This window comes from Achromobacter sp. GbtcB20 (genome assembly GCF_019091095.1).
GTDB classification, from domain to species: Bacteria; Pseudomonadota; Gammaproteobacteria; order Burkholderiales; family Burkholderiaceae_B; genus Achromobacter; species Achromobacter mucicolens.
This window is the reverse complement of sequence record NZ_JAGXJZ010000002.1, coordinates 136,946-160,438: the sequence shown is the minus strand read 5'-3', so window position 1 is coordinate 160,438 and position 23,493 is coordinate 136,946. Positions and strand designations below refer to the sequence as shown.

The 23,493-nt window shown below is 66.2% G+C and carries 20 protein-coding genes; 18 read left to right on the top strand and 2 right to left on the bottom strand.

Translation table 11 applies throughout. From position 1 onward, the window contains the following. The first annotated feature begins 39 nt into the window (after window positions 1–39). The 9 genes from lpdA to KVT32_RS03500 all read left to right on the top strand — a co-directional run bounded on the left by lpdA (window position 40) and on the right by KVT32_RS03500 (window position 10,718). The gene (gene lpdA / locus KVT32_RS03540; RefSeq protein WP_056322141.1) at window positions 40–1,467 is read left to right on the top strand and encodes a dihydrolipoyl dehydrogenase; all 1,428 of its coding nucleotides are present in this window, start codon (window positions 40–42) and stop codon (window positions 1,465–1,467) included. 92 nt (window positions 1,468–1,559) lie between these two features. Then, entirely contained in the window at window positions 1,560–2,651 is a 1,092-nt protein-coding gene (gene zapE / locus KVT32_RS03535; protein ID WP_152383741.1) for a cell division protein ZapE, read from the top strand. 112 nt (window positions 2,652–2,763) lie between these two features. Then, window positions 2,764–3,297: a sigma-70 family RNA polymerase sigma factor gene (locus KVT32_RS03530; RefSeq protein ID WP_152383742.1), complete on the top strand. Its 534-nt coding sequence runs from the start codon at window positions 2,764–2,766 to the stop codon at window positions 3,295–3,297. After that, on the top strand, window positions 3,290–4,279 hold the full coding sequence (locus KVT32_RS03525) for a FecR domain-containing protein (protein WP_152383743.1): 990 nt from the start codon (window positions 3,290–3,292) through the stop codon (window positions 4,277–4,279). Before KVT32_RS03530 ends, KVT32_RS03525 begins: the two co-directional genes overlap by 8 nt. Before the next feature lie 79 nt (window positions 4,280–4,358). Further along, window positions 4,359–6,887, top strand: coding sequence for a TonB-dependent siderophore receptor (locus KVT32_RS03520; RefSeq protein ID WP_152383744.1), 2,529 nt, complete (start codon window positions 4,359–4,361; stop codon window positions 6,885–6,887). A 105-nt stretch (window positions 6,888–6,992) separates the two neighbouring features. Beyond that, complete coding sequence (locus tag KVT32_RS03515; RefSeq protein ID WP_175156310.1) at window positions 6,993–7,274, top strand: DUF3649 domain-containing protein; 282 nt, start codon at window positions 6,993–6,995, stop codon at window positions 7,272–7,274. Continuing rightward, on the top strand, window positions 7,271–8,959 hold the full coding sequence (locus tag KVT32_RS03510; protein ID WP_217617714.1) for a PepSY domain-containing protein: 1,689 nt from the start codon (window positions 7,271–7,273) through the stop codon (window positions 8,957–8,959). Before KVT32_RS03515 ends, KVT32_RS03510 begins: the two co-directional genes overlap by 4 nt. After that, a complete protein-coding gene (locus KVT32_RS03505) occupies window positions 8,956–9,279 on the top strand; it encodes a DUF3325 domain-containing protein (RefSeq protein WP_056322155.1) in 324 nt (107 codons plus the stop codon). Before KVT32_RS03510 ends, KVT32_RS03505 begins: the two co-directional genes overlap by 4 nt. 83 nt (window positions 9,280–9,362) lie before the next feature. Further along, complete coding sequence (locus KVT32_RS03500) at window positions 9,363–10,718, top strand: tryptophan--tRNA ligase (RefSeq protein ID WP_152383747.1); 1,356 nt, start codon at window positions 9,363–9,365, stop codon at window positions 10,716–10,718. A gap of 131 nt (window positions 10,719–10,849) precedes the next feature. On the opposite strand, the gene tex is transcribed toward KVT32_RS03500, so the two are convergent. Continuing rightward, window positions 10,850–13,222 (bottom strand): RNA-binding transcriptional accessory protein Tex, encoded by a 2,373-nt coding sequence (tex, locus tag KVT32_RS03495; RefSeq protein ID WP_062838569.1) that lies wholly within the window; start codon window positions 13,220–13,222, stop codon window positions 10,850–10,852. A 174-nt stretch (window positions 13,223–13,396) separates the two neighbouring features. Between tex and KVT32_RS03490 the strand changes: the two genes are divergently transcribed. Continuing rightward, window positions 13,397–15,487 carry an ATP-dependent DNA helicase gene (locus KVT32_RS03490; protein WP_152383748.1) on the top strand — a complete coding sequence of 697 codons (2,091 nt, stop codon included), beginning with the start codon at window positions 13,397–13,399 and terminating at the stop codon, window positions 15,485–15,487. A 102-nt stretch (window positions 15,488–15,589) separates the two neighbouring features. Here the strand turns inward: KVT32_RS03490 and KVT32_RS03485 are convergent, their stop codons facing one another. Next, window positions 15,590–16,378: an outer membrane protein assembly factor BamD gene (locus tag KVT32_RS03485; protein ID WP_056322165.1), complete on the bottom strand. Its 789-nt coding sequence runs from the start codon at window positions 16,376–16,378 to the stop codon at window positions 15,590–15,592. 107 nt (window positions 16,379–16,485) lie between these two features. On the opposite strand from KVT32_RS03485, the gene KVT32_RS03480 reads away from it, so the two are divergent. The 8 genes from KVT32_RS03480 (at window position 16,486) to KVT32_RS03445 (ending at window position 23,472) form a co-directional block, all read left to right on the top strand. Beyond that, complete coding sequence (locus KVT32_RS03480) at window positions 16,486–17,484, top strand: RluA family pseudouridine synthase (RefSeq protein WP_152383749.1); 999 nt, start codon at window positions 16,486–16,488, stop codon at window positions 17,482–17,484. Then, window positions 17,472–18,236, top strand: coding sequence for a peptidoglycan editing factor PgeF (pgeF, locus tag KVT32_RS03475; RefSeq protein WP_152383750.1), 765 nt, complete (start codon window positions 17,472–17,474; stop codon window positions 18,234–18,236). The genes KVT32_RS03480 and pgeF overlap by 13 nt, the downstream gene beginning before the upstream one ends. 124 nt (window positions 18,237–18,360) lie before the next feature. Continuing rightward, window positions 18,361–19,995 (top strand): class I poly(R)-hydroxyalkanoic acid synthase, encoded by a 1,635-nt coding sequence (gene phaC / locus KVT32_RS03470; RefSeq protein WP_152383751.1) that lies wholly within the window; start codon window positions 18,361–18,363, stop codon window positions 19,993–19,995. Between the two features lie 78 nt (window positions 19,996–20,073). Then, window positions 20,074–20,811 (top strand): 3-ketoacyl-ACP reductase, encoded by a 738-nt coding sequence (locus KVT32_RS03465; RefSeq protein WP_056322174.1) that lies wholly within the window; start codon window positions 20,074–20,076, stop codon window positions 20,809–20,811. A 119-nt stretch (window positions 20,812–20,930) separates the two neighbouring features. Next, window positions 20,931–21,497, top strand: coding sequence for a polyhydroxyalkanoate synthesis repressor PhaR (gene phaR / locus KVT32_RS03460; protein ID WP_056322176.1), 567 nt, complete (start codon window positions 20,931–20,933; stop codon window positions 21,495–21,497). A gap of 219 nt (window positions 21,498–21,716) precedes the next feature. After that, window positions 21,717–22,253 (top strand): iron transporter, encoded by a 537-nt coding sequence (locus KVT32_RS03455; protein WP_152383752.1) that lies wholly within the window; start codon window positions 21,717–21,719, stop codon window positions 22,251–22,253. Window positions 22,254–22,285: 32 nt separating this feature from the next. Further along, the gene (locus tag KVT32_RS03450; RefSeq protein ID WP_056322182.1) at window positions 22,286–22,609 is read left to right on the top strand and encodes a cupredoxin domain-containing protein; all 324 of its coding nucleotides are present in this window, start codon (window positions 22,286–22,288) and stop codon (window positions 22,607–22,609) included. A gap of 14 nt (window positions 22,610–22,623) precedes the next feature. Next, entirely contained in the window at window positions 22,624–23,472 is an 849-nt protein-coding gene (locus KVT32_RS03445; protein WP_062838576.1) for an FTR1 family protein, read from the top strand. Window positions 23,473–23,493: the final 21 nt, after the last annotated feature.

Here is a 23,493-nt window from a genome sequence, read left to right as displayed (position 1 = left end):
AGGAAGTGCGCTTCTTCACCCCTCATTCGCGAGAACACTATGTCCAAACAATTTGACGTCGTCGTGATCGGCGCAGGCCCCGGCGGCTACATCGCCGCCATCCGCGCCGCGCAGCTCGGCATGTCGGTCGCCTGCATCGACGCCTGGCAGAACGGCCAAGGCGGCCCGGCTCCCGGCGGCACCTGCACCAACGTCGGCTGCATCCCGTCCAAGGCGCTGCTGCAATCGTCGGAACACTACGAGCAAGCCAACCACCACTTCGCCGAGCACGGCATCGAAGTCAAGGGCGTCAGCCTGAAGCTCGACACGCTGATCGGCCGCAAGAACACGGTGGTCAAGCAGAACAACGACGGCATCCTGTACCTGTTCAAGAAGAACAAGGTCACGTTCTTCCACGGCAAGGGCGCGTTCAGCGGCCAGGTGGAAGGCGGCTGGGCCATCAAGGTCACCGGCACCGCCGAGGAAGACCTGGTTGCCAAGCACGTCGTGGTCGCCACCGGCTCGTCGGCGCGTGAACTGCCCGGCCTGCCGTTCGACGAAAAGGTCGTGCTGTCCAACGACGGCGCACTGAACATCGGCGCCGTGCCCAAGACGCTGGGCGTCATCGGCGCTGGCGTGATCGGTCTGGAAATGGGCAGCGTGTGGCGCCGCCTGGGTTCGGAAGTCACCATCCTGGAAGCGATGCCGGAATTCCTGGCTGCCGCCGACGGGCAAGTGGCCAAGGAAGCCCTGAAGGCTTTCACCAAGCAAGGCCTGAACATCCAGATGGGCGTCAAGATCGGCGAGATCAAGGCGACCGCCAAGTCCGTGACCGTGCCTTACGTCGACGCCAAGGGCGCCGAGCAGAAGCTGGTCGTGGACAAGCTGATCGTCTCGATCGGCCGCGTGCCCTACACCGGCGGCCTGAACGCCGACGCCGTGGGCCTGAAGCTGGACGAACGCGGCTTCGTGGCCGTGGACGGCGACTGCAAGACCAACCTGCCGAACGTCTGGGCAGTGGGCGACGTGGTGCGCGGCCCGATGCTGGCGCACAAGGCTGAAGAAGAAGGCGTGGCGGTTGCCGAGCGTATCGCCGGCCAGCATGGCCACGTCAACTTCGACACCGTGCCGTGGGTCATCTACACCTCGCCGGAAATCGCCTGGGTCGGCAAGACCGAACAGCAGCTCAAGGCCGAAGGTCGCGAGTACAAGGCGGGCAGCTTCCCGTTCCTGGCCAACGGCCGCGCCCGCGCGCTGGGCGACACCACCGGCTTTGCCAAGGTGATCGCCGATGCCAAGACCGATGAAGTCCTGGGCGTGCACATCGTGGGCCCGATGGCCTCGGAACTGATCTCGGAAGCCGTGACCATCATGGAATTCCGCGGCGCCGCCGAAGACATCGCCCGCATCTGCCACGCGCACCCGACCCTGTCGGAAGCCGTGAAGGAAGCCGCGCTGGCCGTGGACAAGCGCGCGCTGAACTTCTAAGCCGCGACTGACTGCTGCAAGACCGGGGGCGGGTTCCAGGACCCGCCCTTTTCTTTACCGCCATTACCATTTCAGCCTGATCCGGTTCCCCTATGAACGTCAGCGACTACTACGAACACGCATTGGCCGAACGCGGCTACAAGCCCGACGACGCGCAGAAGAAGGCGATCGACCGCTTGCAGCGCTATTACGACGAATGGGTCAAGTTCAAGTCGATGCGCTCGAACGCGCTGAAAAAGCTGCTGAACCGTCCCGACGTGCCGCGCGGCGTGTACCTGTGGGGCGGTGTGGGCCGCGGCAAGAGCTTCCTGATGGATGCGTTCTATGCCACCGTGCCGGTGGTGCGCAAGACGCGCCTGCACTTTCACGAATTCATGCGCGGTGTGCATCGCGAGCTCGAGGACGTCAAGGGCATGCAGGATCCGCTGGACGAGGTCGCCAAGCGCGTGGCCAAGCGCTACCGGCTGATCTGCTTTGACGAATTCCATGTGTCCGACGTGGCGGACGCAATGATCTTGCACCGCCTGCTGCTCAAGCTGTTCGAATACGGCACGTCGTTCGTGATGACGTCCAACTACGAACCCTCCACGCTGTATACCGACGGCCTGCACCGTGACCGCGTGCTGCCCGCCATCGCGCTTATCCAGTCGCGCATGGACGTGATGAACGTGGATGCGGGCATCGATTACCGCCGCCGCTCGCTGGAGCAGGTGCAGAGCTATCACACGCCGCTGGACGAGCATGCGCAGAAGGCGCTGCAGGCGGCCTTCGACGCGCTGGCCGACACGCCTCCGCAAGAGCCCGTGCTGCACATCGAGCATCGCGAGATCCGCGCGTTGGCGCTGGGCGGCTCGGTGGTGTGGTTCGACTTTGCCACGCTGTGCGGCGGTCCGCGCTCGCAGAACGACTACCTGGAACTGGCCAACCGCTTCCACGCCGTGATCCTGTCGGGCGTGCCGCGCATGGGCCCGCGCCAGGCGTCCGAGGCGCGCCGCTTCACCTGGCTGATCGACGTGTTCTACGACCATCGCGTCAAGCTCATCATGTCGGCCGAGTGCGAGCCCGAAGAGATCTACACGGAAGGCGCGCTGGCCAACGAGTTTCACCGGACCGTCTCGCGCATCATGGAAATGCAGTCGCGCGAATACCTGGAATCCGAACGCCGCCTGGCCGCGACGTTGTAGTAATGCGTCACCCGGCCCGCAATTTCAGGGCCGGGTGAGGTCAATCATTGTTAATGCAAGTCATTATCAATTAAGATTTTGAGACTTTTGGTCCCGCGCCGCAGTCTCATCCGTGTCTTCCACCTTGCTTTCCTCATCGGCCCCGTGCGTCGACGCCCAGGTCGCGCCTGTCGATGGCCTGTACCGAGATCACCGCCCGTGGCTGTTCGGATGGCTGCGCCGCAAGCTGGGCTGCGAACACCGTGCAGAGGATCTGGCGCAGGACGTCTTCGTCAGGGTGATCCAGGGCCGCAAGCAGGTGCGGGCCAGCGAGGCCCGGGCGCTCCTCACCACCATCGCAAAGGGATTGGTCGTCGACCACCAGCGCCACGCCGCGCTGGAACACGCGTACCTTGCCTATCTGGCCGGCGTGCCCGAGACCTATGCGCCGTCGCCCGAGGCGCAGGCCGAGCAATTGCAGGCGCTGGTGCACTTGGATCGCCTGCTGGACGGCCTGCCGCCGAAGGCGCGCGCCGCGTTCCTGCTGTCGCAGCTTGACGGCCTGACGTATCCCGAGATCGCCGAACGCCTTGATGTGTCGTTGAGCTCCGTGCAGCAATACATGGTGCGCGCGATGTCCGCGTGCTATGCGGCGATCCATGCCTGACGCGCTGAAGCTCATGCCCCCCGCAGGCAGGTCCTCGGAGGCCGCCCCTTCGGAGGCCGTCGTGCGCGAGGCCATTGTCTGGTGGACCCGGTTGCAATCGGGCGTGGCGGACCTGCAAACGCGCGAGTCGTGCCGCGCCTGGATTGCGCAGGATCCCGCGCATCGCGTCGCGTGGGACCGCCTGCAGGACATCGGCCGCGATGCGCGCCGGGTGCCGGCGGCGTTGGCGCACACGGCGCTGAACGCGCCCGCCTCGCGCAGCCGGCGCGCCGCGCTGCGCAGCCTGTTGACCGTGGCCGGCGTGGCCGCCACCGGGTGGGCCGGCTACCGTCATGCGCCCTGGCAGCGGCTGGTCGCCGACTACAGCACCCGCGTGGGCGAACGCCAGGCCCTTGCGCTGGCGGACGGGTTGCGCGTCACCCTGAACAGCGATTCTGCCGTGCGCGTCAACGTCAGCGGCAACGTACGTGATATTGCGCTCTTGCGCGGCGAGATGCTGGTGCAGGCCGAGCCGTATCCGGGCGCGCGGACGCTGCGCGTGGACACCGGCGACGGCCAAGTGCAGGCCGAGCGCGCGCGGTTCGACCTGCGGCGAACGGCGCAAGGCGCGCGCGTGGGCGTGTACGAAGGCAGCGTGGCGCTGCTGCGCGATGGCGTCCTGACGCAGCTTGCCGCCGGTGAACGGCTGTTCCCTGCCGAAGACGGCGAACTTCAGCGCGGCGCGACGGACCCGGACCGGCTCGCGTGGGTGGACGGCATGGTGGTGGCCAAGGAATGGCGGCTGGACGACTTTGCCGAATACCTGGCCCGCCAGCGCGTGGGCGTCATCCGCGTCGATCCCGTGGTGGCGGCCTTGCGGCTTTCCGGGGTGTTTCCGCTGGACGACGCCGAGCGCGCGCTCAATGCGCTGGAACACTCCCTGCCGATCACCGTCACGCGCCACACGCACTATTGGCTGCAGGTCGGACCGCGCGACGCCTGACCGTTACAAATTTCCTGCCGGCGCATTGCAGGTTTTGCATCCCCGTACGGAAAGCAGAAAGAAACCACCGTACAGGGAGATGTTTGTGTCCGCTTCAATCCACACCCGCCTGCGCGCACCGCTGACCGCCGGCCGTCAAGCCGTCCTGGCCGTGTCGTGCGCCGGAGCGCTGGCCGCCGGCGCGCCCGCGGCCTGGGCGCAGTCCACGCCAGCCGCAGACGCGGCGGCAGCCGCCAATGGCCAGCGCAGTTTCCAGATTTCGGCAGGGCCGCTGGCCGATGCGCTGACGCAGTTCGCGCGCAGCGCGGGCGTGGTGCTGTCGTTCGATCCGGCGCTGGTGCGGGGGCGGCGTTCGGACGGGTTGAACGGCGCGTATACGGTGGGCGCGGGCTTCTCGCGCATCCTGGCGGGCAGCGGCCTGCAGGCGCGCGCGCAATCGGGCAACACGTGGACGCTGGCGCCCGCGCCAGCCTCCGCGGGCGATACGCATACGCTGGCGCCCGTGACGGTCACGGGCATGTCGGACAGCGCCTATGCGCCCACGGTGGGCTACGTGGCTACCGCCAGCGCCAGCGCCACCAAGACGGACACGCCGCTGATCGAGACGCCGCAGTCGGTGTCCGTGGTCACGCGCGAGCAGATCACCGAGCAGGGCGCGCAGACGCTGAATCAGGTGCTGCGCTACACGGCGGGCGTGGCCACCGAGTCGCGCGGCGCCACGGCGACCCGCCTGGACCAGTTCAACGTGCGCGGATTCTCGGCGTCCACGTACCTTGATGGGCTACGCGTGTTCGGCGGCCGCGATGCGCTGCCGCAGGTCGATGCCTTCCGCCTTGAGCGCGTGGACGTGCTCAAGGGGCCGGCGTCGGTCATGTACGGGCAGGGCGGTCCGGGCGGCGTGGTGAATCAGGTCAGCAAGCGGCCGCTGGACGAGCCGCTGCGCGAGGTGGAACTGCAGGTTGGCAATTACGACTTCCGCCGCGCCAACTTCGACTTCGGCGGCCCCATCGACGAAGAGGGCAAGTACCTGTATCGCCTGGTGGGATCGGGCTACATGTCGGACGGCCAGGTGCAGGACACCAAGGAACGCCGCTACTTCGTGTCACCCGCGTTCGCCTGGAAACCCAATGCCGATACCTCGCTGACCATCCTGACCAATTTCCAGCATGATCCCGACATGGGGTCGTACGGCGCGGTGCCGGCCATGCGCACCTTGCTGCGCGCGCCCGACGGCTTCCGGCTGCCCGCCGATTACTACGATGGCGACGCCAATTTCGAAAAGAGCGACCGCAAGAGCTACTCGCTGGGCTACATCCTGGACCATCGCTTCAACGACACGTTCAAGGCCTCGCAAAGCCTGCGCTGGACGCACTCGGACGCCAAGTACCGCAGCGTCTATGGCGCGATGACCAACTACTACGGCTATACGGACAGGACCTACCTGTACCATCAGCGCGCCTCGATCGCGACCGACGTGGATGTGGGGGCGCTGACCATCGACAACAACCTGCAGGCCCGCTTCAACACCGGCAAGATCGGCCACAACGTCCTGGTGGGATTCGACTACCAGCACGTCAAGACCGACACGCTGTCGGGATTTGGTTCCGCGCCGGCGCTCTACGTGAAGAATCCGGACAATTTCCAGAACATTCCCGTGCCGGCATTCTCCAGCGACGCGACCACCACGCAGTACCAGACCGGCGTGTATTTCCAGGACCAGATCAAGATCGACCGTCTGTCGTTCCTCTTGGGCGGGCGCTACGACTGGTCGCGCAACGTGGGCGAGACGACGGCGATCGCCTCGGGCCGCGTCACCCCGTCCAAGCTGAACGCCGAAGCGTTTTCGGGCCGGTTCGGCGCCATCTACAACTTCGACAACGGCGTGGCGCCGTACTTCAGTTACTCGGAATCCTTCGAGCCGCAGTCGGGCACGGGCTGGAACAACACGCCGTTCAAGCCGATCGAGGGCAAGCAGTACGAAGTGGGCATCAAGTACCAGCCGCCGGGCTCGGCCACGATGCTGACCTTCGCGGCCTTCGACATCCGCCGCGAGAACATGACGACCACCGACCCGGACCCGACGCACCTGTGCGGCACGGCGGGTGGACGTTGCTCGATCCAGGCGGGCGAGCTGCGCACGCAGGGCATCGAACTCGAGGCCAAGACCGAGCCGATGCGCGGCCTGTCGCTGATTGCCGCCTACTCGGTCATGAACAACGAATACACCAAGGCCTATCCGAATGCGGCGGGCTTTGACCTGACCGGCAAGACCCCCGCCGCGCTGCCGTCGCAGCAGGCGTCGGCCTGGGCGCGCTACCAGCTTCAGGAAGGCCCGCTGGCCGGCCTTGGCGTGGGCGGCGGCGTGCGGTACATCGGTTCGTCGTACGCCAACGAGGCCAACACGCTGAAGGTGCCGAAAGTCACGCTGGTGGACCTGATGCTGGACTATGACCTGGGCCGCGCCTCGCCCGCCCTCAAGGGCATGCAGGTTGCGCTGAACGTGCAGAACCTGTTCGACAAGGAGTACATCGCGTCGTGCTCCGGCGAGTCCTGGTGCTGGTTCGGCTACCAGCGCTCCATCAAGGCGAGCCTGCGATATCGCTGGTAAGCAGGTTGGCCGTTCCTGTATTAACGAGAATCGTTATAATTCAGGCCGGCCACGTCCCCGCAACCACCTAGAACTCCCGTGAAAGCTCCCGCAGCCGGCGCAGGCATGATGCGCTACCGATTGGCCGTCTTCTCCCGCGCGACGGCCGCCATCCTGGGCGGCTATGCCCTGGCCTCGGCGGCGGCCGCCTGCCTGGCGGTCTGGCTGCCTTTGGGGCGGCCCGATGCCGTGACCGCGGCGCAGCTGCTGTCCTTCGTGGTCTATGCCTGCGGCGTGATCTGGGTGTTCGCCACGCGCAACGCCTGGCGCGCCTGGGCGGGCATCCTGGTCCCCGCCGCGCTGCTGGGCGGCATGTTTCTCGCGCACCGGCTCGTGGGGGCGGCATGAAGGCGGCCAAGACCAGGCATCCCGGCGAAGAGGGCCTGCGCCAGTCGATGTCGTGGCTGCATACGTGGGCCGGGCTGATTTTCGGCTGGGTGCTCTTCGCGATGTTCCTGACCGGCTCGCTGGCGTTCTTCCGGCCCGAGATCACGCGCTGGATGCAGCCCGAGATCCAGGTGCAACCGGCGCCTGCCGTTCAGGCCGTCGCCACGGCGCAGCGCTATCTGGCGGAAAACGCGCCTGACGCCAAGCGCTGGTTCATCACGCCGCCGTCCGACCGCGAACCCCTCATCCAGCTGCTGTACCAGACCCCCAAGCCCAAGCCGGGCGAGCGCGGATTCGTGCGCGTCAAGCTGGACGCGGCCACCGGCCAGGCCGTGACGCCGCGCCAGACCCGCGGCGGCGACTTCTTCTACCGCTTCCATTTCGAGCTGGAAACCGCGTTTCCGTGGGGACGCTGGCTGGCCAGCATCGCGGGCATGTTCATGCTGGTGGCGATCATCAGCGGCATCATCACGCATAAGAAGATATTCACGGATTTCTTCACGTTCCGGCCCGGAAAGGGCGGCCAGCGCGCATGGATGGATGGCCACAACGTGCTGTCCGTGCTGGGCCTGCCGTTTCACCTGATGATCACCTTCAGCGGCCTGGTGCTGTTCATGGTGATGCTGATGCCGGCCGGCATCCAGGCCGTTTACGACAATCCGCGCGATTACACCAACGAGGTCTTCAAGGCCTTCAAGGTCACGCCGCCGCTGAACCAGCCCGCGCCGCTGGTTCTGATTGCCCCGTTGGTGGCGCAGGCCGAGCAGCAGTGGCAAGGCCGCGTCGGCCGGGTGACCGTCAACAATCCCAATGACGCGGGCGCCACCATCACCATCAGCCGCCACGTGGGCGACGGCGTGTCGTACGGGCTGATGGCGCCGTTCATGCGCTTTGACGGGGTGACGGGCGCGCTGCAGGAGTCCGAGGCCGGCCGCAGCGCGACCGCCCTGACCGCTGGCGTGATCACCGGCCTGCACCTTGGCCTGTTCGCCGAACCGGTGCTGCGCTGGCTGTATTTCATCGTCAGCCTGGCCGGCACGGCCATGGTGGCCACGGGCCTGGTGCTGTGGATCGCCAAGCGCCGCCAGAAGGCCCGGCCGGGCGACGCGCGCGAGGCGTTCTCGCTGCGGCTGGTGGACGGCCTGAACGCGGGCACCATCACGGGGGTCGTGTTCGGCGTGGCGGCGGTGTTCCTGGCCAACCGGCTGCTGCCCGCCGACATGCCCGGCCGCCAAGTGTGGGAGGTGCGCGCGTTCTTCATCGCCTGGGGCCTGTCGCTGGTCTATGCGTTTCTCTTCCAGCGGCGCAAATGGCAGGACCTGCTGGCGGTGGCCGCGGCCGCGCTGGCCCTGGTGCCCGTGGTCAATGCGCTGACCACGCACCGGCACCTGGGCGTCTCGTTGCCGCAGGGCGACTGGGTGATGGCGGGTTTTGACCTGACGTGCCTGGCAAGCGCCCTGTTTTTTGCATGGATGGCGCGGAAGGCTGCCCGGGCCCGCAAGGCGCCCGCCAGATCCGCGGGCAAGCCGCGCGCCGCGCGCGCCCAGGCAGTCAAGTCCGCTGCCGTTGCGCCCGCCCCGAACGACCCCGCCGTTCCGGCCGCCGTGCACCGCACCGCTTTCGAACCGCGAGGTGATACGCCATGACGCTTGCCGCCTTCTGCCTGGCCTATGCCGGGTTTTCCGCTCTGTGCCTGGCCATGGACCGGCACTACGAAGATCTGTTCGACCGCGCCTTGCCGCGCCGTCATCGGTTGCCGTTGCGGCTGTTCGGCTGGACGGCGCTTGCGCTGTCGCTGTGGGCGTCCGCGGCGGTCTGGGGCTGGAGCTACGGGACGGTCGAATGGATCGGCATTCTCAGCATTGCCGGCCTGCTGCTGATCTGGTTCCTGACCTTCCGTCCGCGCGCGGCGCTGACCGCGGGCGGCCTGTGCGCGCTGGCCGCGCCCGTGCTGGCGGTCTGGTAGGCGCAGGCTGCGTGGCGGGCGGGCAGGGCCGCGCTGCGGCACGTTACACTGACGGCTTCCCCTAGCAACCGCCTTCTCGCCTCATGAATACCCGCGTCCTTACCGGCATCACCACGACTGGAACCCCCCATCTCGGCAACTACGCGGGCGCGATCCGTCCGGCGGTGCAGGCCAGCACGCAGCCCGGCGTCGACGCATTCTTCTTTCTGGCGGACTACCACGCGCTGATCAAGTGCGACGATCCGGCACGCGTGGCGCGCTCGCGCCTGGAAATCGCCGCCACCTGGCTGGCGGTCGGTCTGGACGCCGAACGCGTGACGTTCTACCGCCAGTCGGACATTCCCGAAATCCCCGAACTGAGCTGGCTGCTGACCTGCGTGACCGCCAAGGGCCTGATGAACCGGGCGCATGCGTACAAGGCGTCGGTCGACCAGAACGTGGCCAAGAACGTGGATCCGGACGACGGCATCACCATGGGGTTGTTCTCGTACCCGATCCTGATGGCGGCCGACATCGTGATGTTCAACGCCAACAAGGTGCCGGTGGGCCGGGATCAGATCCAGCATCTTGAAATGGCGCGCGACATCGCGCAGCGCTTCAACCACCTGTACGGACGCGACTATTTCTCGCTGCCGGAAGTGGTCATCGAAGAAGACGTGGCGACGCTGCCGGGGCTGGACGGCCGCAAGATGTCCAAGAGCTACAACAACACCATTCCGCTGTTCGAAGGCGGCAAGAGCGCATTGCGCGCCTCGGTGATGCGCATCGTGACCGATTCGCGCGAACCCGGCGAACCCAAGGATGCCGAATCCTCCCACCTGTACACGCTGTACCGCGCGTTCGCCACGTCCGAGCAATCGGCGGCGTTCCGCCAGCAGCTCGAAGCGGGCATGGGCTGGGGCGACGCCAAGCAGGCGCTGTTCGAGCACCTGGAAGCGCTGCTTGCGCCGATGCGCGAAAAGTACGTCGACCTGATGGCCAATCCGGGCCGCATCGAAGACATCCTGCAAGCCGGCGCGGCCAAGGCGCGCAAGCTTGCCGTGCCCTTCATGCAGGAACTGCGCGAGGCCGTGGGCCTGCGCAACCTGAGCGCAGCCGCCACGGCCGGCAAGGGCGCGCAGGGCAAGAAGGAAAAATCCAAGGGCGCGCGCTTCGTCAGCTTCCGTGACGAGGACGGCGGCTTCCGCTTCCGCCTGCTGGCGGCCGACGGCGAGGAACTGCTGTTGTCGCAGCGCTTTGCCGATCCCAAGGAAGCGGGCGCCTTGATGCGCCGGTTGCAGTCCGAACCCGCTGACAGCGTCCTGCAGGCGCAGACAGAGGGCTATGCGGCGGTGATCGATGGCGTGACCGTCGCCACCGCGCCCGAGGGCATGCAGGGCGAGCCCGCGGCGCGCCTCGCCCGCACCCGCGAAGCGCTCTTGTCGCTGGCGCGGGAATAAACGGCAGCCGAAGACGGCGCGGGCAATCCGCGCCGTCGCGCATGCAGTTCAGCTGCTTGCTCCATTAACAGTGCAAAAAAAATCCCGGCGCATCGGGCGCCGGGATCTGGGCAGTGCAGCGGATCGGCGGATCAGCGCTTGAGCTTGGCGAACGCGTCGGCCATGGCGCTGTTCATCGATCCGGCCGCGCCACCGGCGTTGCGGCCGCCATCGCCCTGACGGCGGGGACGGTCACCGCCCTTGGGCGCATCGGCGCTGCGGCGGGCCGGCGCGGCGGTGTCGTTCAGGCGCATGGTAAGCGCCACGCGCTTGCGCGCGGCGTCCACTTCCAGCACCTTGACGCTGACCGTCTGGCCCACGCGCACCACATCGCGCGGATCCTTCACGAACTTCTCGGCCAGCGCCGAGATATGCACCAGGCCATCCTGGTGCACGCCGATGTCCACGAACGCGCCGAAGTTGGCCACGTTGGTCACCACGCCCTCCAGCACCATGCCGGGGTACAGGTCGTTCAGCGTTTCCACGCCTTCCTTGAACTGCGCCGTCTTGAACTCCGGGCGCGGGTCGCGGCCGGGCTTTTCGAGTTCGGCAAAGATGTCCTTCACGGTGGGCAGGCCGAAGCGCTCGTCGGTGAAGTCGGACGGCGACACGCCCTTCAGGGCCTCGCGCTGGCCGATGATCTGCTTGACCTCGGTCTTGATCTTGGCGACGATGCGCTCGACGACGGGATAGGCTTCCGGGTGCACCGCCGACGCGTCCAGCGGGTTGTCGCCGTTGGGGATGCGCAGAAAGCCCGCGGCCTGTTCAAACGCCTTGTCGCCAAAGCGCGGCACCTTGCGCAGGATGTCGCGGGTGGGGAACGCACCGTTCTCGTCGCGGAAGGCGACGATGTTCTTGGCCAGCAGCGAATTCAGGCCGGACACGCGGGCCAGCAACGCGGCCGATGCCGTGTTCACGTCCACGCCCACCGCGTTCACGCAGTCTTCGACCACGGCATCCAGCGAACGCGCCAGTTCGCGCTGGTTGACGTCGTGCTGGTACTGGCCGACACCGATGGCCTTGGGGTCGATCTTGACCAGTTCGGCCAGCGGATCCTGCAGACGGCGTGCAATGGACACGGCGCCGCGCAGCGTGACGTCCAAGTCGGGGAATTCCTGGGCGGCGGTTTCCGATGCCGAATACACCGACGCGCCTGCCTCGGACACGACGACGCGGGTGACCTTCAGGTCGGGGAAACGCTCCATCATGTCGCCCACGAGCTTTTCGCTTTCGCGCGAAGCCGTGCCGTTGCCGATGGCGATCAGGTCCACCTTGTGGCGCGCCACCAGCGCGGCCAGCGTGTTGATCGTGCCGTCGCGGTCGCGGCGCGGTTCGAACGGGTACACGGTGGTGGTGTCGACGACCTTGCCGGTCTGGTCGATGACCGCGACCTTGCAGCCCGTGCGAATACCGGGATCCAGGCCCAGCACGGCCTTGGGACCGGCGGGGGCGGCCAGCAGCAGGTCTTTCAGGTTGGCGGCGAACACGCGGATTGCCTCGGCTTCGCCGCTTTCGCGCAGGCGGCCGATCAGTTCGCTTTCGAAGGCGGTCAGGAGCTTCACGCGCCAGGTCCAGCGGCAGACTTCACCCAGCCAGCGCGCGCGCGGCGTGGCGTCCAGCGCGAAAAGACCGTTGCCCAGCTTCAGGAAGTTGGCGATGCGGGCCACGCACGGATGCGGCGTCTGCGCTTCGAGGTCGGCTTCCAGGCCGAGGCGCAGTTCAAGCACACCTTGCTGACGGCCGCGCAGCAGCGCCAGGATACGGTGCGAGGGCAGGGTGCGCAGCGGCTCGTTGAAGTCGAACCAGTCGCGGAAGTTGGCGCCTTCGGTTTCCTTGCCTTCGATCATCTTCGAGTACACGAGGCCGGTGGACCACAGGTGCTCGCGCATGTCGGCCAGCAGGTCGGCGTTTTCCGCGTAGCGTTCAGCGAGGATGTCGCGCGCCCCATCGAGCGCCGCCTTGGCGTCGTTGATGGAGGCTTCGGGATTCAGGTACTGCGCGGCCAGGGCTGCGGGATCGCAGGCGGGATCGGCCAGGATGGCGTCGGCCAGGGGTTCCAGGCCGGCTTCGCGGGCGATCTGCGCACGCGTGCGGCGCTTGGGCTTGTACGGCGCGTACAAGTCTTCGAGGCGCTGCTTGGTGTCGGCCGAAGCGATTTCCTGCTGCAGTTCGGCCGTCAGCTTTCCTTGCTGCGAAATGGATTCCAGGATGGCGCCGCGGCGGTCTTCGAGCTCGCGCAGGTAGCCCAGGCGGACTTCCAGGTTGCGCAGCACGGTGTCGTCCAGACCGCCGGTCGCTTCCTTGCGGTAGCGGGCGATGAAGGGCACGGTCGCGCCGTCATCCAGCAGTTCCACCGCCGCAGCGATTTGAGAGGCGCGGGCGCCCAGCTCGGTGGCGAGCTGCGCGACGATGCGGGCGTTGTCGACGCCGGCGGCGACGTTCGTGATAGTGGAAGTTTCAGACATCTCTATACGACGGCAAAAAGGGAAAACAAGGGGCGGATTGTGCCATAAGCCGTTGTTACGGAACGTGGCAGAAGGGACTGATCCGTCCCTCTGCCAGCGGCGTTGCGGCAGGCCGCAAGCCGGAAAACGACGCGGCAGCAGGTATCATTTGGGGCCCTACACAAGGCTGCTGTAATGCTGGACCTGGACATATCCGAATTCTTTGACGAGGACGGGCCGCTGGCCACGGCCTTGCCCGGCTACAAGCCACGTCCATCGCAGGTGGAACTGTCGCAGGCCATCGGCCAGGCCATCCAGGACCGCGCCACGCTGGTGGCCGAGGCCGGCACCGGCATCGGCAAGACCTGGGCGTATCTTGTACCCGCCTTCATCCAGGGCGGCAAGGTGCTCATCTCCACCGGCACACGCACCCTGCAGGATCAGCTCTTTGCGCGCGACCTGCCGCGCGTGCGCGCGGCGCTGGCCGCGCCCGTGACGGCCGCGCTGCTCAAGGGCCGCGGCAACTACGTGTGTCATTACCACCTGGAGCGCCTGCAGGGCGACGAACGCGCGCTCAAATCCCGCTCCGAGATCCAGCAGCTGCGCCAGATCCAGGTGTTCGCGGGCATCTCCAAAACGGGCGACCGCGGCGACCTGGCGCAGGTGCCCGAAGACGCCGACATCTGGCAACGCGTCACATCCACCCGCGAAAACTGCCTGGGCCAGGAATGTCCGCGCATCCGCGACTGCTTTGTCGTCAAGGCGCGCCGCCAGGCACAAGAGGCCGACGTCGTCGTCGTCAACCACGCGCTCTTCATGGCCGACCTGATGCTGCGCGAAGAAGGCGTCACGGATCTGCTGCCCGAAGCCGACACCGTCATCTTCGACGAAGCCCATCAATTGCCCGATACCGCCACGCGCTTTCTGGGCAGCAGCGTGTCCACGCACCAGCTCATGGATTTTGGCCGCGCGCTGGAAGTCGCGGGGCTGGCCTACGCGCGCGAAGCCGCCAAATGGAGCGACGTCAGCCGCCAACTGGAAACCGCCGCGCGCGAATTGCGGCTGGTCTGCGCGCCGCTGGACAAGATGCCGGGCCGCAAGGCCACGTTCGAGGCCATTCCCAACCCCGAGGAATTCGACGTCGCGCTGCTGTCGCTGCGCGAGGCCGTGGACAGCGCCACCAAGGCGCTGGGCGCGGTGGCCGAAAAACACCCGGACCTGCTCGCGGCTGCGCGCATGGGGGCCGAGATCTCGGTCAAGCTCAAGCGCTGGGCAACGCCCGGCCGCAGTACCGGCGTGCACGACGACGAGGGCTGGGGCCGCGACGACCAGGCGCCCGTGCAAAGCCCGCTCGGCGACGGTCCCTCCACCCCCGCGGCCCTGCTCGAAGGCGCGGCGCTGGCCGAGCAATGGACCGGCCCGGCCGTGCGCTGGGTCGAGCACGGACTGCACCACGTGCGCCTGCATTCGGCGCCGCTGTCGGTGGCGCAGGCTTTTTCCAAATTCCGCAAGCCTGGCCAGGCCTGGATCATGACCTCGGCCACGCTGTCGGTGAACGGTGAATTCACGCACTTCACCAGCCAGCTTGGCCTGGAGTCCGCGCGCACCGGCAAGTGGGAGTCCCCGTTCGACTACCCCGAGCAGGCGCTGCTGTTCGTGCCGCGCGGCATGCCCGAACCCCAATCGCCGCAGTTCCTGGACCGCTTCGTGCAGACCCTCATGCCGTTGCTGGAGGCCAGTCCGGGCGGCACGCTGGTGCTCTGTACGACACTGCGCGCCGTGGACAAGGTGGCCAATCTGCTGGCCGATGCCTTTGACGATGCGGGCCATGACTGGCCGCTGCTCAAGCAGGGCGAGGGCACGCGCCGCGATCTGCTCGACCGCTTCTGCAAGCTCAAGCACCCGGTGCTGGTGGGTAGCGCCAGCTTCTGGGAAGGCATCGACCTGCCGGGCGACGTGCTGACGCTGGTGGCGATCGACAAGCTGCCGTTCGCGCCGCCCGACGATCCCGTCATCGAGGCCCGTCTGCGCGCCTGCCGCGCGCAGGGCGGCAACCCGTTTGCGGAATACCAGCTTCCGGAAGCCGCCATCTCGCTCAAGCAGGGCGCGGGCCGGCTGATCCGCACGGAATCGGATTGGGGCGTGCTGATGGTGGGTGACGCCCGGCTGGTGGAAAAGCCCTACGGCAAGCGCCTGTGGCGCGGTCTGCCGCCATTTGCGCGCACGCGCGAGCTGGAAGAGGTGCTGGCGTTCTACCGTCGCAAGCGCGGACCGGACGACGAATAGACCGGCGCAAGGAACGCGGCTCCAGGCGGCGCCGTCCGCGCCGCGCAGGCAAAAAAAAGCCCTTCAATCTTGAAGGGCTTTTCTCTTCCCATGCGAGCGGAATCAGTTAAAGGGATTCCACCAGCTCTTGTCGGCCTTCAGGCCCTTGGTGCGGAACTCGCTGTTCGGGAAGTTCTTGTCGTAGACGCGCTGCGCGTCGTTCTTCAGGTCCGTCATGTTGAGTTTGTCGTACGACTGAACCATCAGGTAGAGCGCTTCTTCGGTGGCGGGGGCGCCCTCGAAGTCGGTGATGACGGTCTGCGCGCGGTTGGCGGCGGCCACGTAGGCGCCACGCTCGTAGTAATAGCGGGCCACGTGGACTTCGTTCATGGCAATGGTGTTGACCAGCCAGGCCACGCGCTTTTCGGCGTCGACGCTGTATTTGCTTTCCGGGTAGCGCTTGATCAGCTCGGTAAAGGCGTCATAGGACGCGCGCAGGCCCTTGGGGTCGCGCTCGGCCGGGTCCTGGCCGGTGAGGTTGCTCATGAAGGCGCTGGCCGGCGTGAAGTTGATCAGGCCCTTCAGGTAGAGCGCGTAATCGGTGCCGGGGTGATTGGGGTACAGCTGCTGGAAGCGGTCGATGGCGGCAAGCGCCTGTTCGTTCTCGCCGTCTTTCCAGTTGACGTAGGCCAGTTCAAGCAGGGCCTGCTGCGCGTAGACGCCGAAGGGGTAGCGGCTTTCGATGGCGGTCAGGCGCTCGCGCGCTTCCTTCCAGCCGCCCGACGACATTTCGGCCTTGGCGTCCGCGTAGAGTTGTTCTGCGCTCCAGTTGGTGGTCTTGTCGTACTTGCTGTCCGCCCCGCTGCAACCAGCGATGACGATGACGGCAAAAAGCGCGATGACCACGCGCAAAACCGACCCGCTGCGGGATGCGGGGTTCGAGGGAGCTGCAGGGTGGTGAATCACGAGAATCGTATCCTTGGTGTTAGCATGGCAGGCTGATTATATGATTTGTCTCCATGTCTGATACAGCCGCCCGCGCAGATCTTGTTTCCGACGAGAGCGCCGACGAAAATCTCGACGAATCCGGCCGCCCCGAGCCGCAACTTGTAACCGTGCCGTCGGCCACGCGCGCTGACCGGCTGGACAAGGTCCTGGCGGGCCTCTTGCCCGACCATTCCCGCAATCGCCTGCAAGGCTGGATCGAATCCGGCAACGTCCTGGTCAACGGGACGCCGGGCAAGATCCGCCAAACAGTCGGCCCTGGCGACGAACTCACCATCTGGGCCCAGCCCGCGCCCGACGCGCAGGCCTTCATGCCTGAACCCGTGGAATTCGGCGTGGTGGCCGAAAGCCCCGACTGGATCGTCGTCAACAAGCCGGCGGGCTTGGTTACCCACCCGGGCGCCGGCAACTGGAGCGGCACGCTGCTCAACGGCCTGCTGCATCGTTATCCGGAACTCGCACAGGTCGCCCGTGCGGGCATCGTGCACCGGCTGGACAAGGACACCTCCGGCCTGATGGTGGTGGCCCGTAACGAAATCGCCCAGACTCACCTAGTGCGCCAGCTTCAGGCGCGCACCATGGGCCGCGAGTACGTGGCGCTGGCGCACGGATGGCTGGCCGCTGCGGGCAAGGTCGACCGCGCCATCGGGCGCGATGCGCGCGTGCCGGTGCGCATGAGCGTCGAGCGCCCCGTCGCGCCCAAGCCGGCCATCACCAATTACGCGCCGGCCCGCCGCGGCTCGGTCGATCCGGGCGGGCGGGTGACCGAAGTGGTGTGCCGGCTGGAAACGGGGCGCACCCACCAGATCCGCGTGCACATGGCCAGCCTGGGACACCCCCTGCTGGCCGACACGATCTATGGCGGCAAGAACATCGCGGGGGCAGCGCGCCAGATGCTGCACGCCCGCGCGCTGCATTTCGACGACCCGGGCGGCAAGGGCGACGTCCAGTTCGCCGCGCCCGTGCCCGCCGACATGGCGCAGGTCCAGGAGAACATTGCATGGAACGCCTGATCGCAGGCCTGCCCGTCGTGACGGGACCCGACTGGCAGGGCGTGAGCTACTTTTGCACGACCCGCGCCGGCGGCGTGGGCGTGGCTCCGCACGACACCCTCAATCTGGGCCTGCGTGCCGAGGACAACCCCGAGGCCGTGGCGGAGAACCGGCGCCGGGTTTGCGCCGCAGTGTCCGCCGATCCCCTCTGGTTGCGCCAGGTTCATGGCAGCGAGGTCGTCGACGCGGACGCGCCGGACGTGCCGGCCGAGCCCGCGGTCGACGCCAGCGTCACGGCCCAACCCGGCCGCGTGCTGGCCGTCATGGTGGCCGATTGCCTGCCGGTGGTCATTGCCGATGCCGAGGGCACCGTGCTGGGTGCGGCGCACGCCGGCTGGCGCGGCCTGGCGGGCGGGGTGCTTGAAAACACGCTGCAGGCCATGCGGGCCAAGGCGCCGCAGGCGTCCGGCTGGCGCGCCTGGGTCGGACCCGGCATCGGGCCGCAGCACTTCGAAGTCGGACAGGACGTGCTGGACGCGTTCACCGCCGACGATCCGGCGACGACACGCTTTTTTGCGCCGCGCCCCGGCCTTGCCGGCAAATGGCTGGCCGACCTCGCCGGATTGGCCGATTTCCGGCTGCGGCGTGCCGGGGTACAAGAAGTGTCCCTCAGTGGGGAATGCACGGTGACCCGCGCGGACCGGTACTTTTCCTACCGCCGTGACGGCGTGACCGGACGCATGGCGCTGCTGGCCTGGTTAAGCCCGGTTTGACGTCGCGCAAAGGCCAGCGCCGGGCTTGCGTTTTACCGTAGTAAGCCTCCTTGTATACCCGCATTGACAGTCCTGAACCCGGAATGCAACATCAATCGCGAAGTTTCGATAACAAGGTGTCGAAGTGAATGCCAATCTCTCCGCAGGTCCCATTCCGGTGAGCGTGGCACCGGAAGTCCTGGCTGACATCCAGGCAGAGTTCTCGCGCGAATGGCAACGCCTTTGCGACGATGCCCGGCGTGGCGCGCTGGCGCCGCCGTCCGATCGCCGTTTCTCCGGCGACGCCTGGGCGGCGAATGCTTCGCACCTGCTCCTGGCGCACACGTATCTGCTGTCCGCGCGCGCCATGCAGCGCATGGTCGATGCCGCGCAGGTCAGCGAGCCCATGCGCGACCGCCTTCGCTTCTCGATCATGCAGTGGGTCGACGCGCTGTCGCCGGCCAACTTCCTGGCGCTCAATCCCGATGCCCAGCAATCCATCGTCGAAAGCGCCGGCCGCGCACTGAACGAAGGGCTGGCCAATCTGTTGGGCGACGTGCAGAAGGGCCGCATCACCCAGACTGACGAGTCGCAGTTCGAGATCGGCCGCAACGTGGCCACGACGCCCGGCGACGTGGTGTTCGAAAACAAGCTGTTCCAGCTGATCCAGTACGCGCCCTCGACCGCCACCGTGTACGACCGGCCGCTGGTCATCGTGCCGCCGAACATCAACAAGTTCTACATCCTGGACCTGCAGCCCGAGAACTCCTTCGTGCGCCACGCGGTGGGGCAGGGCTACACGGTCTTCCTGATTTCCTGGCGCAATCCGGTTGCTGCCGATACCGACGGCGTGGACCGCGCCACCTGGTCCGACTACCTGGACGACGCGGTGCTGCAGGCGCTGCGCGTGGCCAGCGACATCACCAAGCAGCCGCAGGTCAATGCGCTGGGCTTCTGCGTGGGCGGCACGATGCTGGCCTCGGCGCTGGCGCTGGCCGAAGCGCGCGGCGAGCACCCGGTGGCGTCGCTGACGCTGCTGACCTCGCTGCTCGATTTCCACGACACCGGCATCCTGAACGTGTTCGTCGACGAGGCCCACGCGCTGATGCGCGATCATCAACTGGGCAACGGCGGCCTGATGCCGGGCCGCGATCTCGCCACCACCTTCTCGTTCCTGCGGCCCAACGAACTGGTCTGGAACTACGTGGTGGGCAACTACCTCAAGGGGCAAAAGCCTCCGGCCTTCGACCTCCTGTTCTGGAATGGCGACAGCACGAACCTGCCGGGGCCTTTCTTTTCCTGGTATTTCCGCAATACCTACCTCGAGAACAATCTCAAGGTGCCGGGCCGCGCGCAGGCCGCCGGCCTGCCGCTGGACCTGACGCGCCTGCGCATGCCCGCCTATATATTCGGCTCGCGCGAGGACCACATCGTGCCTTGGGTGTCGGCCTACGCGTCCACGCAGGTGCTTCGCGGTCCGCAGCGTTTCGTGCTGGGCGCGTCCGGCCACATCGCGGGCGTGGTCAATCCGCCCGCCAAGAAGCGCCGCAGTTACTGGGTGGCCGATGCGCTCGAACAGCAAAGCCAGCCGCTGCCCGGCGACCCCAACACCTGGTTTTCGCAGGCGGTGGAGCATCCCGGCAGCTGGTGGCCCGATTGGACCGGTTGGCTGGCAGGACATTCGGGCAAGCAGATCAAGGCGAGGGCAAAGGCAGGCAATGCCAAGTATCGGCCGATCGAGCCGGCGCCTGGCAGATATGTAAAGGTCCGGGCGGCCTGATACCGCGCACCGCGGTCCGGTCCCCGGCAGAAAGATGTTTAATCAACGAGGCGTCCGTCGCACACAGGAGGAAGTCCAATGAGCGGAAAACTGGCTTACGTAACAGGCGGGATGGGCGGGATCGGCACCTCTATTTGCCAGCGCTTGGCCAAGGATGGCTTTCGCGTCGTGGCAGGTTGCGGCCCCAGCCGCAACTACCAGCAATGGCTGGATGAGCAGGCCGCACAGGGTTTTACGTTCTACGCGTCGGTGGGCAATGTGTCCGATTGGGACTCCACCGTAGCCGCCTTTGAAAAGGTGACGGCCGACCTCGGGCCGGTGGATGTGCTGGTCAACAATGCGGGCATCACCCGCGACGGGTTGTTCCGGAAGATGAGCGCCGACGATTGGCGCGCGGTCATCGACACCAATCTGAACAGCCTGTTCAACGTGACCAAACAGGTCATCGACGGCATGGTCGAGCGCCAGTGGGGGCGGATCATCAACATCAGCTCGGTCAACGGCCAAAAGGGGCAGTTCGGCCAGACCAACTACTCCACGGCAAAGGCCGGCATCCACGGGTTCACGATGGCGCTGGCGCAGGAAGTGGCCAGCAAGGGTGTGACCGTCAACACGATCTCGCCGGGATACATCGGCACCGACATGGTTCGCGCCATCCGGCCGGACGTGCTGGAAAAGATCATTGCCACCATTCCGGTGCGCCGCCTTGGCACGCCGGAGGAAATCGCCTCCATGACCTCGTGGCTGGCGTCCGATGAATCCGGCTTTTCGACCGGCGCGGATTTCTCGCTGAACGGCGGCCTGCACATGGGCTGACGCGACGTGGGCCGCCTCCGGGCGGCCCGCTGGCGCTGTACGGCTTCGGGCAGAGGGCCGTACGGCATTACACTCACATTATTCGAAGCCTAAAGAGATCGCCCGATCCGGGGACAACCATGACGCAAGCACAACCCGGCGCCAGCCTGCGCCTGATTAAAAAATACCCCAACCGTCGCTTATACGACACCCGGACCAGCACCTACATCACCCTGGCAGATGTCAAGCAACTGGTCCTGGCCAACGAGGAATTCCAGGTCGTCGACGCCAAGAGCAGCGAAGACCTCACGCGCAGCATTCTCTTGCAGATCATTCTTGAAGAGGAGAGCGGCGGCATGCCCATGTTCTCTTCGAACATGCTGTCGCAGATCATCCGTTTCTACGGCCACGCCATGCAAGGCATCATGGGTTCTTACCTCGAGAAGAACATCCAGGCCTTCATGGAGATCCAGCAGCGCATGGCCGAGCAGTCCAAGGGCCTGTACGGCAGCCAGTTCGGGCCGGAAGCCTGGACGCAATTCATGAATGTGCAGACGCCGATGCTGCAGAACATGATGAACAACTACATCGACCAGAGCAAAAATCTGTTCGTGCAGATGCAGGACCAGATGCAGGATCAGACCCGCGCCATGTTCTCGACCTTCCCGTTCACGCCGGGCAGCAACCCGGGCTCCGGCCGCAAGTAATCCCGCCAGATGCCGGGCCGATGTGGCCCGCCGTAGTGCAAAAAAGCCGCCTTGGCGAATGCCAGGCGGCTTTTTGCCAATTGACTGAACGCAATGATCTGGCACTTTTAGCCGGCCCAGGTTCAGGGTTGTGTCAGCAAAATCCACTAAATTAATGAAAACGGTTCTTGTTTGTGTTTTGAGAGCCGCTATTTCTTTTGTGTCTCAAGGATTATGCACATGATCAAGAAAGCCTTGGCGCTGGCCATTGTCGCGTTGAGCGTGTCCGCCGCCCATGCCGCCGAATACCCCATCGGCAAGCCTGTCGAGAAGGGCGGAATGGAAATCGGCGCGGTGTACCTGCAGCCGATCGAAATGGATCCGCCCGGAATGATGCGTCCGGCCAAGGATTCCGATGTGCACCTGGAGGCCGACATCCACGCCACCGCCGGCAACAAGACGGGCTTTCCGGAAGGCGAATGGGTGCCTTACCTGGTCGTGAACTACGAGATCCAGAAGGTCGGCAGCCAGAACGTGCAAAAGGGTACGTTCATGCCGATGGTCGCCAACGACGGCCCGCACTACGGCGAAAACATCAAGCTGGAAGGCCCGGGCAAGTACAAGCTCAAGTACACGATCCTGCCGCCGACCGCGAACAAGATGAGCCACTTCGGCCGCCACATCGACAAGGAAACCGGCGTGGCCGACTGGTTCGAGCCGTTCGACCTGGAATATGAATTTGTGTACGCCGGCACCGGCAAGAAGGGCGGTTACTGATCGTGCGCCGCCTGCTTCGCGTACTTGCCGCAATGCTGATCGGCCTGGCCGGCGTGGCGGGCATGGCGCCCGCGCAGGCGGACGAGCTGCCCACGTTCACCTTGCGGTTCAAGCCCGACGGCACGTTCGAGCCTGCCACGCTCGAAGTCCCGGCGGGCCGCTTCAAGATCGAACTCATCAATGAAAGCAATGAGCCGGTGGAATTCGAAAGCATTCCGCTGCGCAAGGAAAAAGTCCTGGGACCGGGGGTGAAATCCTTCGTGGTCATCACCATCTCGCGTCCGGGCGAGTATCCCTTTTTTGACGACTTTCACCAGAGCGTGAAAGGCACCTTGGTCGTCAAGCCCAAGGAATAACGCGGCACCAAAGCATGGAACAGGTACTTTTCATCGTCTGGCGCGAAAGCGTCGAAGCCCTGCTCGTGGTGGGCATCCTGTACACCTGGCTGCGCGCCACGCCGGAAGGCAAGCGCGGGCTGCCCTACCTGTGGGGCGGCGTCGCGGCCGGGCTGGCGCTGGCCGTCGCGCTGGCGCTGGTGCTGCTGGGCGTGTCCTCGTGGCTCAGCGATGAAGGCCAGGAATGGTTCCAGGCCATCATGTCGCTGGCGGCGTGCGCGCTGGTGGTGCAGATGGTCGTGTGGATGAAAAAGCACGGCCGCACGCTCAAGGGCGAGCTCGAGAGCGGGGCGCGCGCCTCCGTGGCGAACGACAACTGGTGGGGCCTCCTGGTGCTGGTTGCCATCGCCGTCGCCCGCGAAGGCAGCGAGACCGTCGTGTTCCTGTACGGCACGGTGTCGGCGGGCGAGGGCGGCAGCGACATGCTGATGCTGGCCGTCGCCGGCATCGCGGGTTTCGCCGTGGCGCTGCTGACGTTCTGGCTGCTGCAACTGGGCGGCAAGCTCATCACGTGGCGCCGCTTCTTCTTCGTGACCGAAATCCTGCTGCTGCTCCTGGCCGGCTCGCTGCTGGTGGGCGGGCTGGATCACCTGATTTCCCTGGATGTCCTGCCGACCCTCGTGGACCCGGTGTGGGACAGTTCCTGGCTGCTCAGCGACAGCACGGGCGTGGGCAAGGTGCTGGCCGACTTCGCGGGTTACCGCGCACTGCCGGCGCTGACCTCGGTGCTGCTGTGGGTGGCTTACTGGATCATCGTCTGGGCGCTCCTGCGCTGGGCGGGCGGACGGCCCGCACCCGTGGCCGCCGCCCGGGGAGCATCCTGATTCCGGTTTTTTTCCGGACTG

Excerpts from the sequence above, each read along its gene's own strand:
- lpdA (WP_056322141.1), top strand. The coding sequence starts at position 40 with ATGTCCAAACAATTTGACGTCGTCGTGATCGGCGCAGGCCCCGGCGGC.
- zapE (WP_152383741.1), top strand. The coding sequence starts at position 1,560 with ATGAACGTCAGCGACTACTACGAACACGCATTGGCCGAACGCGGCTAC.
- KVT32_RS03525 (WP_152383743.1), top strand. The coding sequence starts at position 3,290 with ATGCCTGACGCGCTGAAGCTCATGCCCCCCGCAGGCAGGTCCTCGGAG.
- KVT32_RS03520 (WP_152383744.1), top strand. The coding sequence starts at position 4,359 with ATGTTTGTGTCCGCTTCAATCCACACCCGCCTGCGCGCACCGCTGACC.
- KVT32_RS03515 (WP_175156310.1), top strand. The coding sequence starts at position 6,993 with ATGATGCGCTACCGATTGGCCGTCTTCTCCCGCGCGACGGCCGCCATC.
- KVT32_RS03510 (WP_217617714.1), top strand. The coding sequence starts at position 7,271 with ATGAAGGCGGCCAAGACCAGGCATCCCGGCGAAGAGGGCCTGCGCCAG.
- KVT32_RS03505 (WP_056322155.1), top strand. The coding sequence starts at position 8,956 with ATGACGCTTGCCGCCTTCTGCCTGGCCTATGCCGGGTTTTCCGCTCTG.
- KVT32_RS03500 (WP_152383747.1), top strand. The coding sequence starts at position 9,363 with ATGAATACCCGCGTCCTTACCGGCATCACCACGACTGGAACCCCCCAT.
- tex (WP_062838569.1), bottom strand. The coding sequence starts at position 13,222 with ATGTCTGAAACTTCCACTATCACGAACGTCGCCGCCGGCGTCGACAAC.
- KVT32_RS03490 (WP_152383748.1), top strand. The coding sequence starts at position 13,397 with ATGCTGGACCTGGACATATCCGAATTCTTTGACGAGGACGGGCCGCTG.
- KVT32_RS03480 (WP_152383749.1), top strand. The coding sequence starts at position 16,486 with ATGTCTGATACAGCCGCCCGCGCAGATCTTGTTTCCGACGAGAGCGCC.
- pgeF (WP_152383750.1), top strand. The coding sequence starts at position 17,472 with ATGGAACGCCTGATCGCAGGCCTGCCCGTCGTGACGGGACCCGACTGG.
- KVT32_RS03465 (WP_056322174.1), top strand. The coding sequence starts at position 20,074 with ATGAGCGGAAAACTGGCTTACGTAACAGGCGGGATGGGCGGGATCGGC.
- phaR (WP_056322176.1), top strand. The coding sequence starts at position 20,931 with ATGACGCAAGCACAACCCGGCGCCAGCCTGCGCCTGATTAAAAAATAC.
- KVT32_RS03455 (WP_152383752.1), top strand. The coding sequence starts at position 21,717 with ATGATCAAGAAAGCCTTGGCGCTGGCCATTGTCGCGTTGAGCGTGTCC.
- KVT32_RS03450 (WP_056322182.1), top strand. The coding sequence starts at position 22,286 with ATGCTGATCGGCCTGGCCGGCGTGGCGGGCATGGCGCCCGCGCAGGCG.
- KVT32_RS03445 (WP_062838576.1), top strand. The coding sequence starts at position 22,624 with ATGGAACAGGTACTTTTCATCGTCTGGCGCGAAAGCGTCGAAGCCCTG.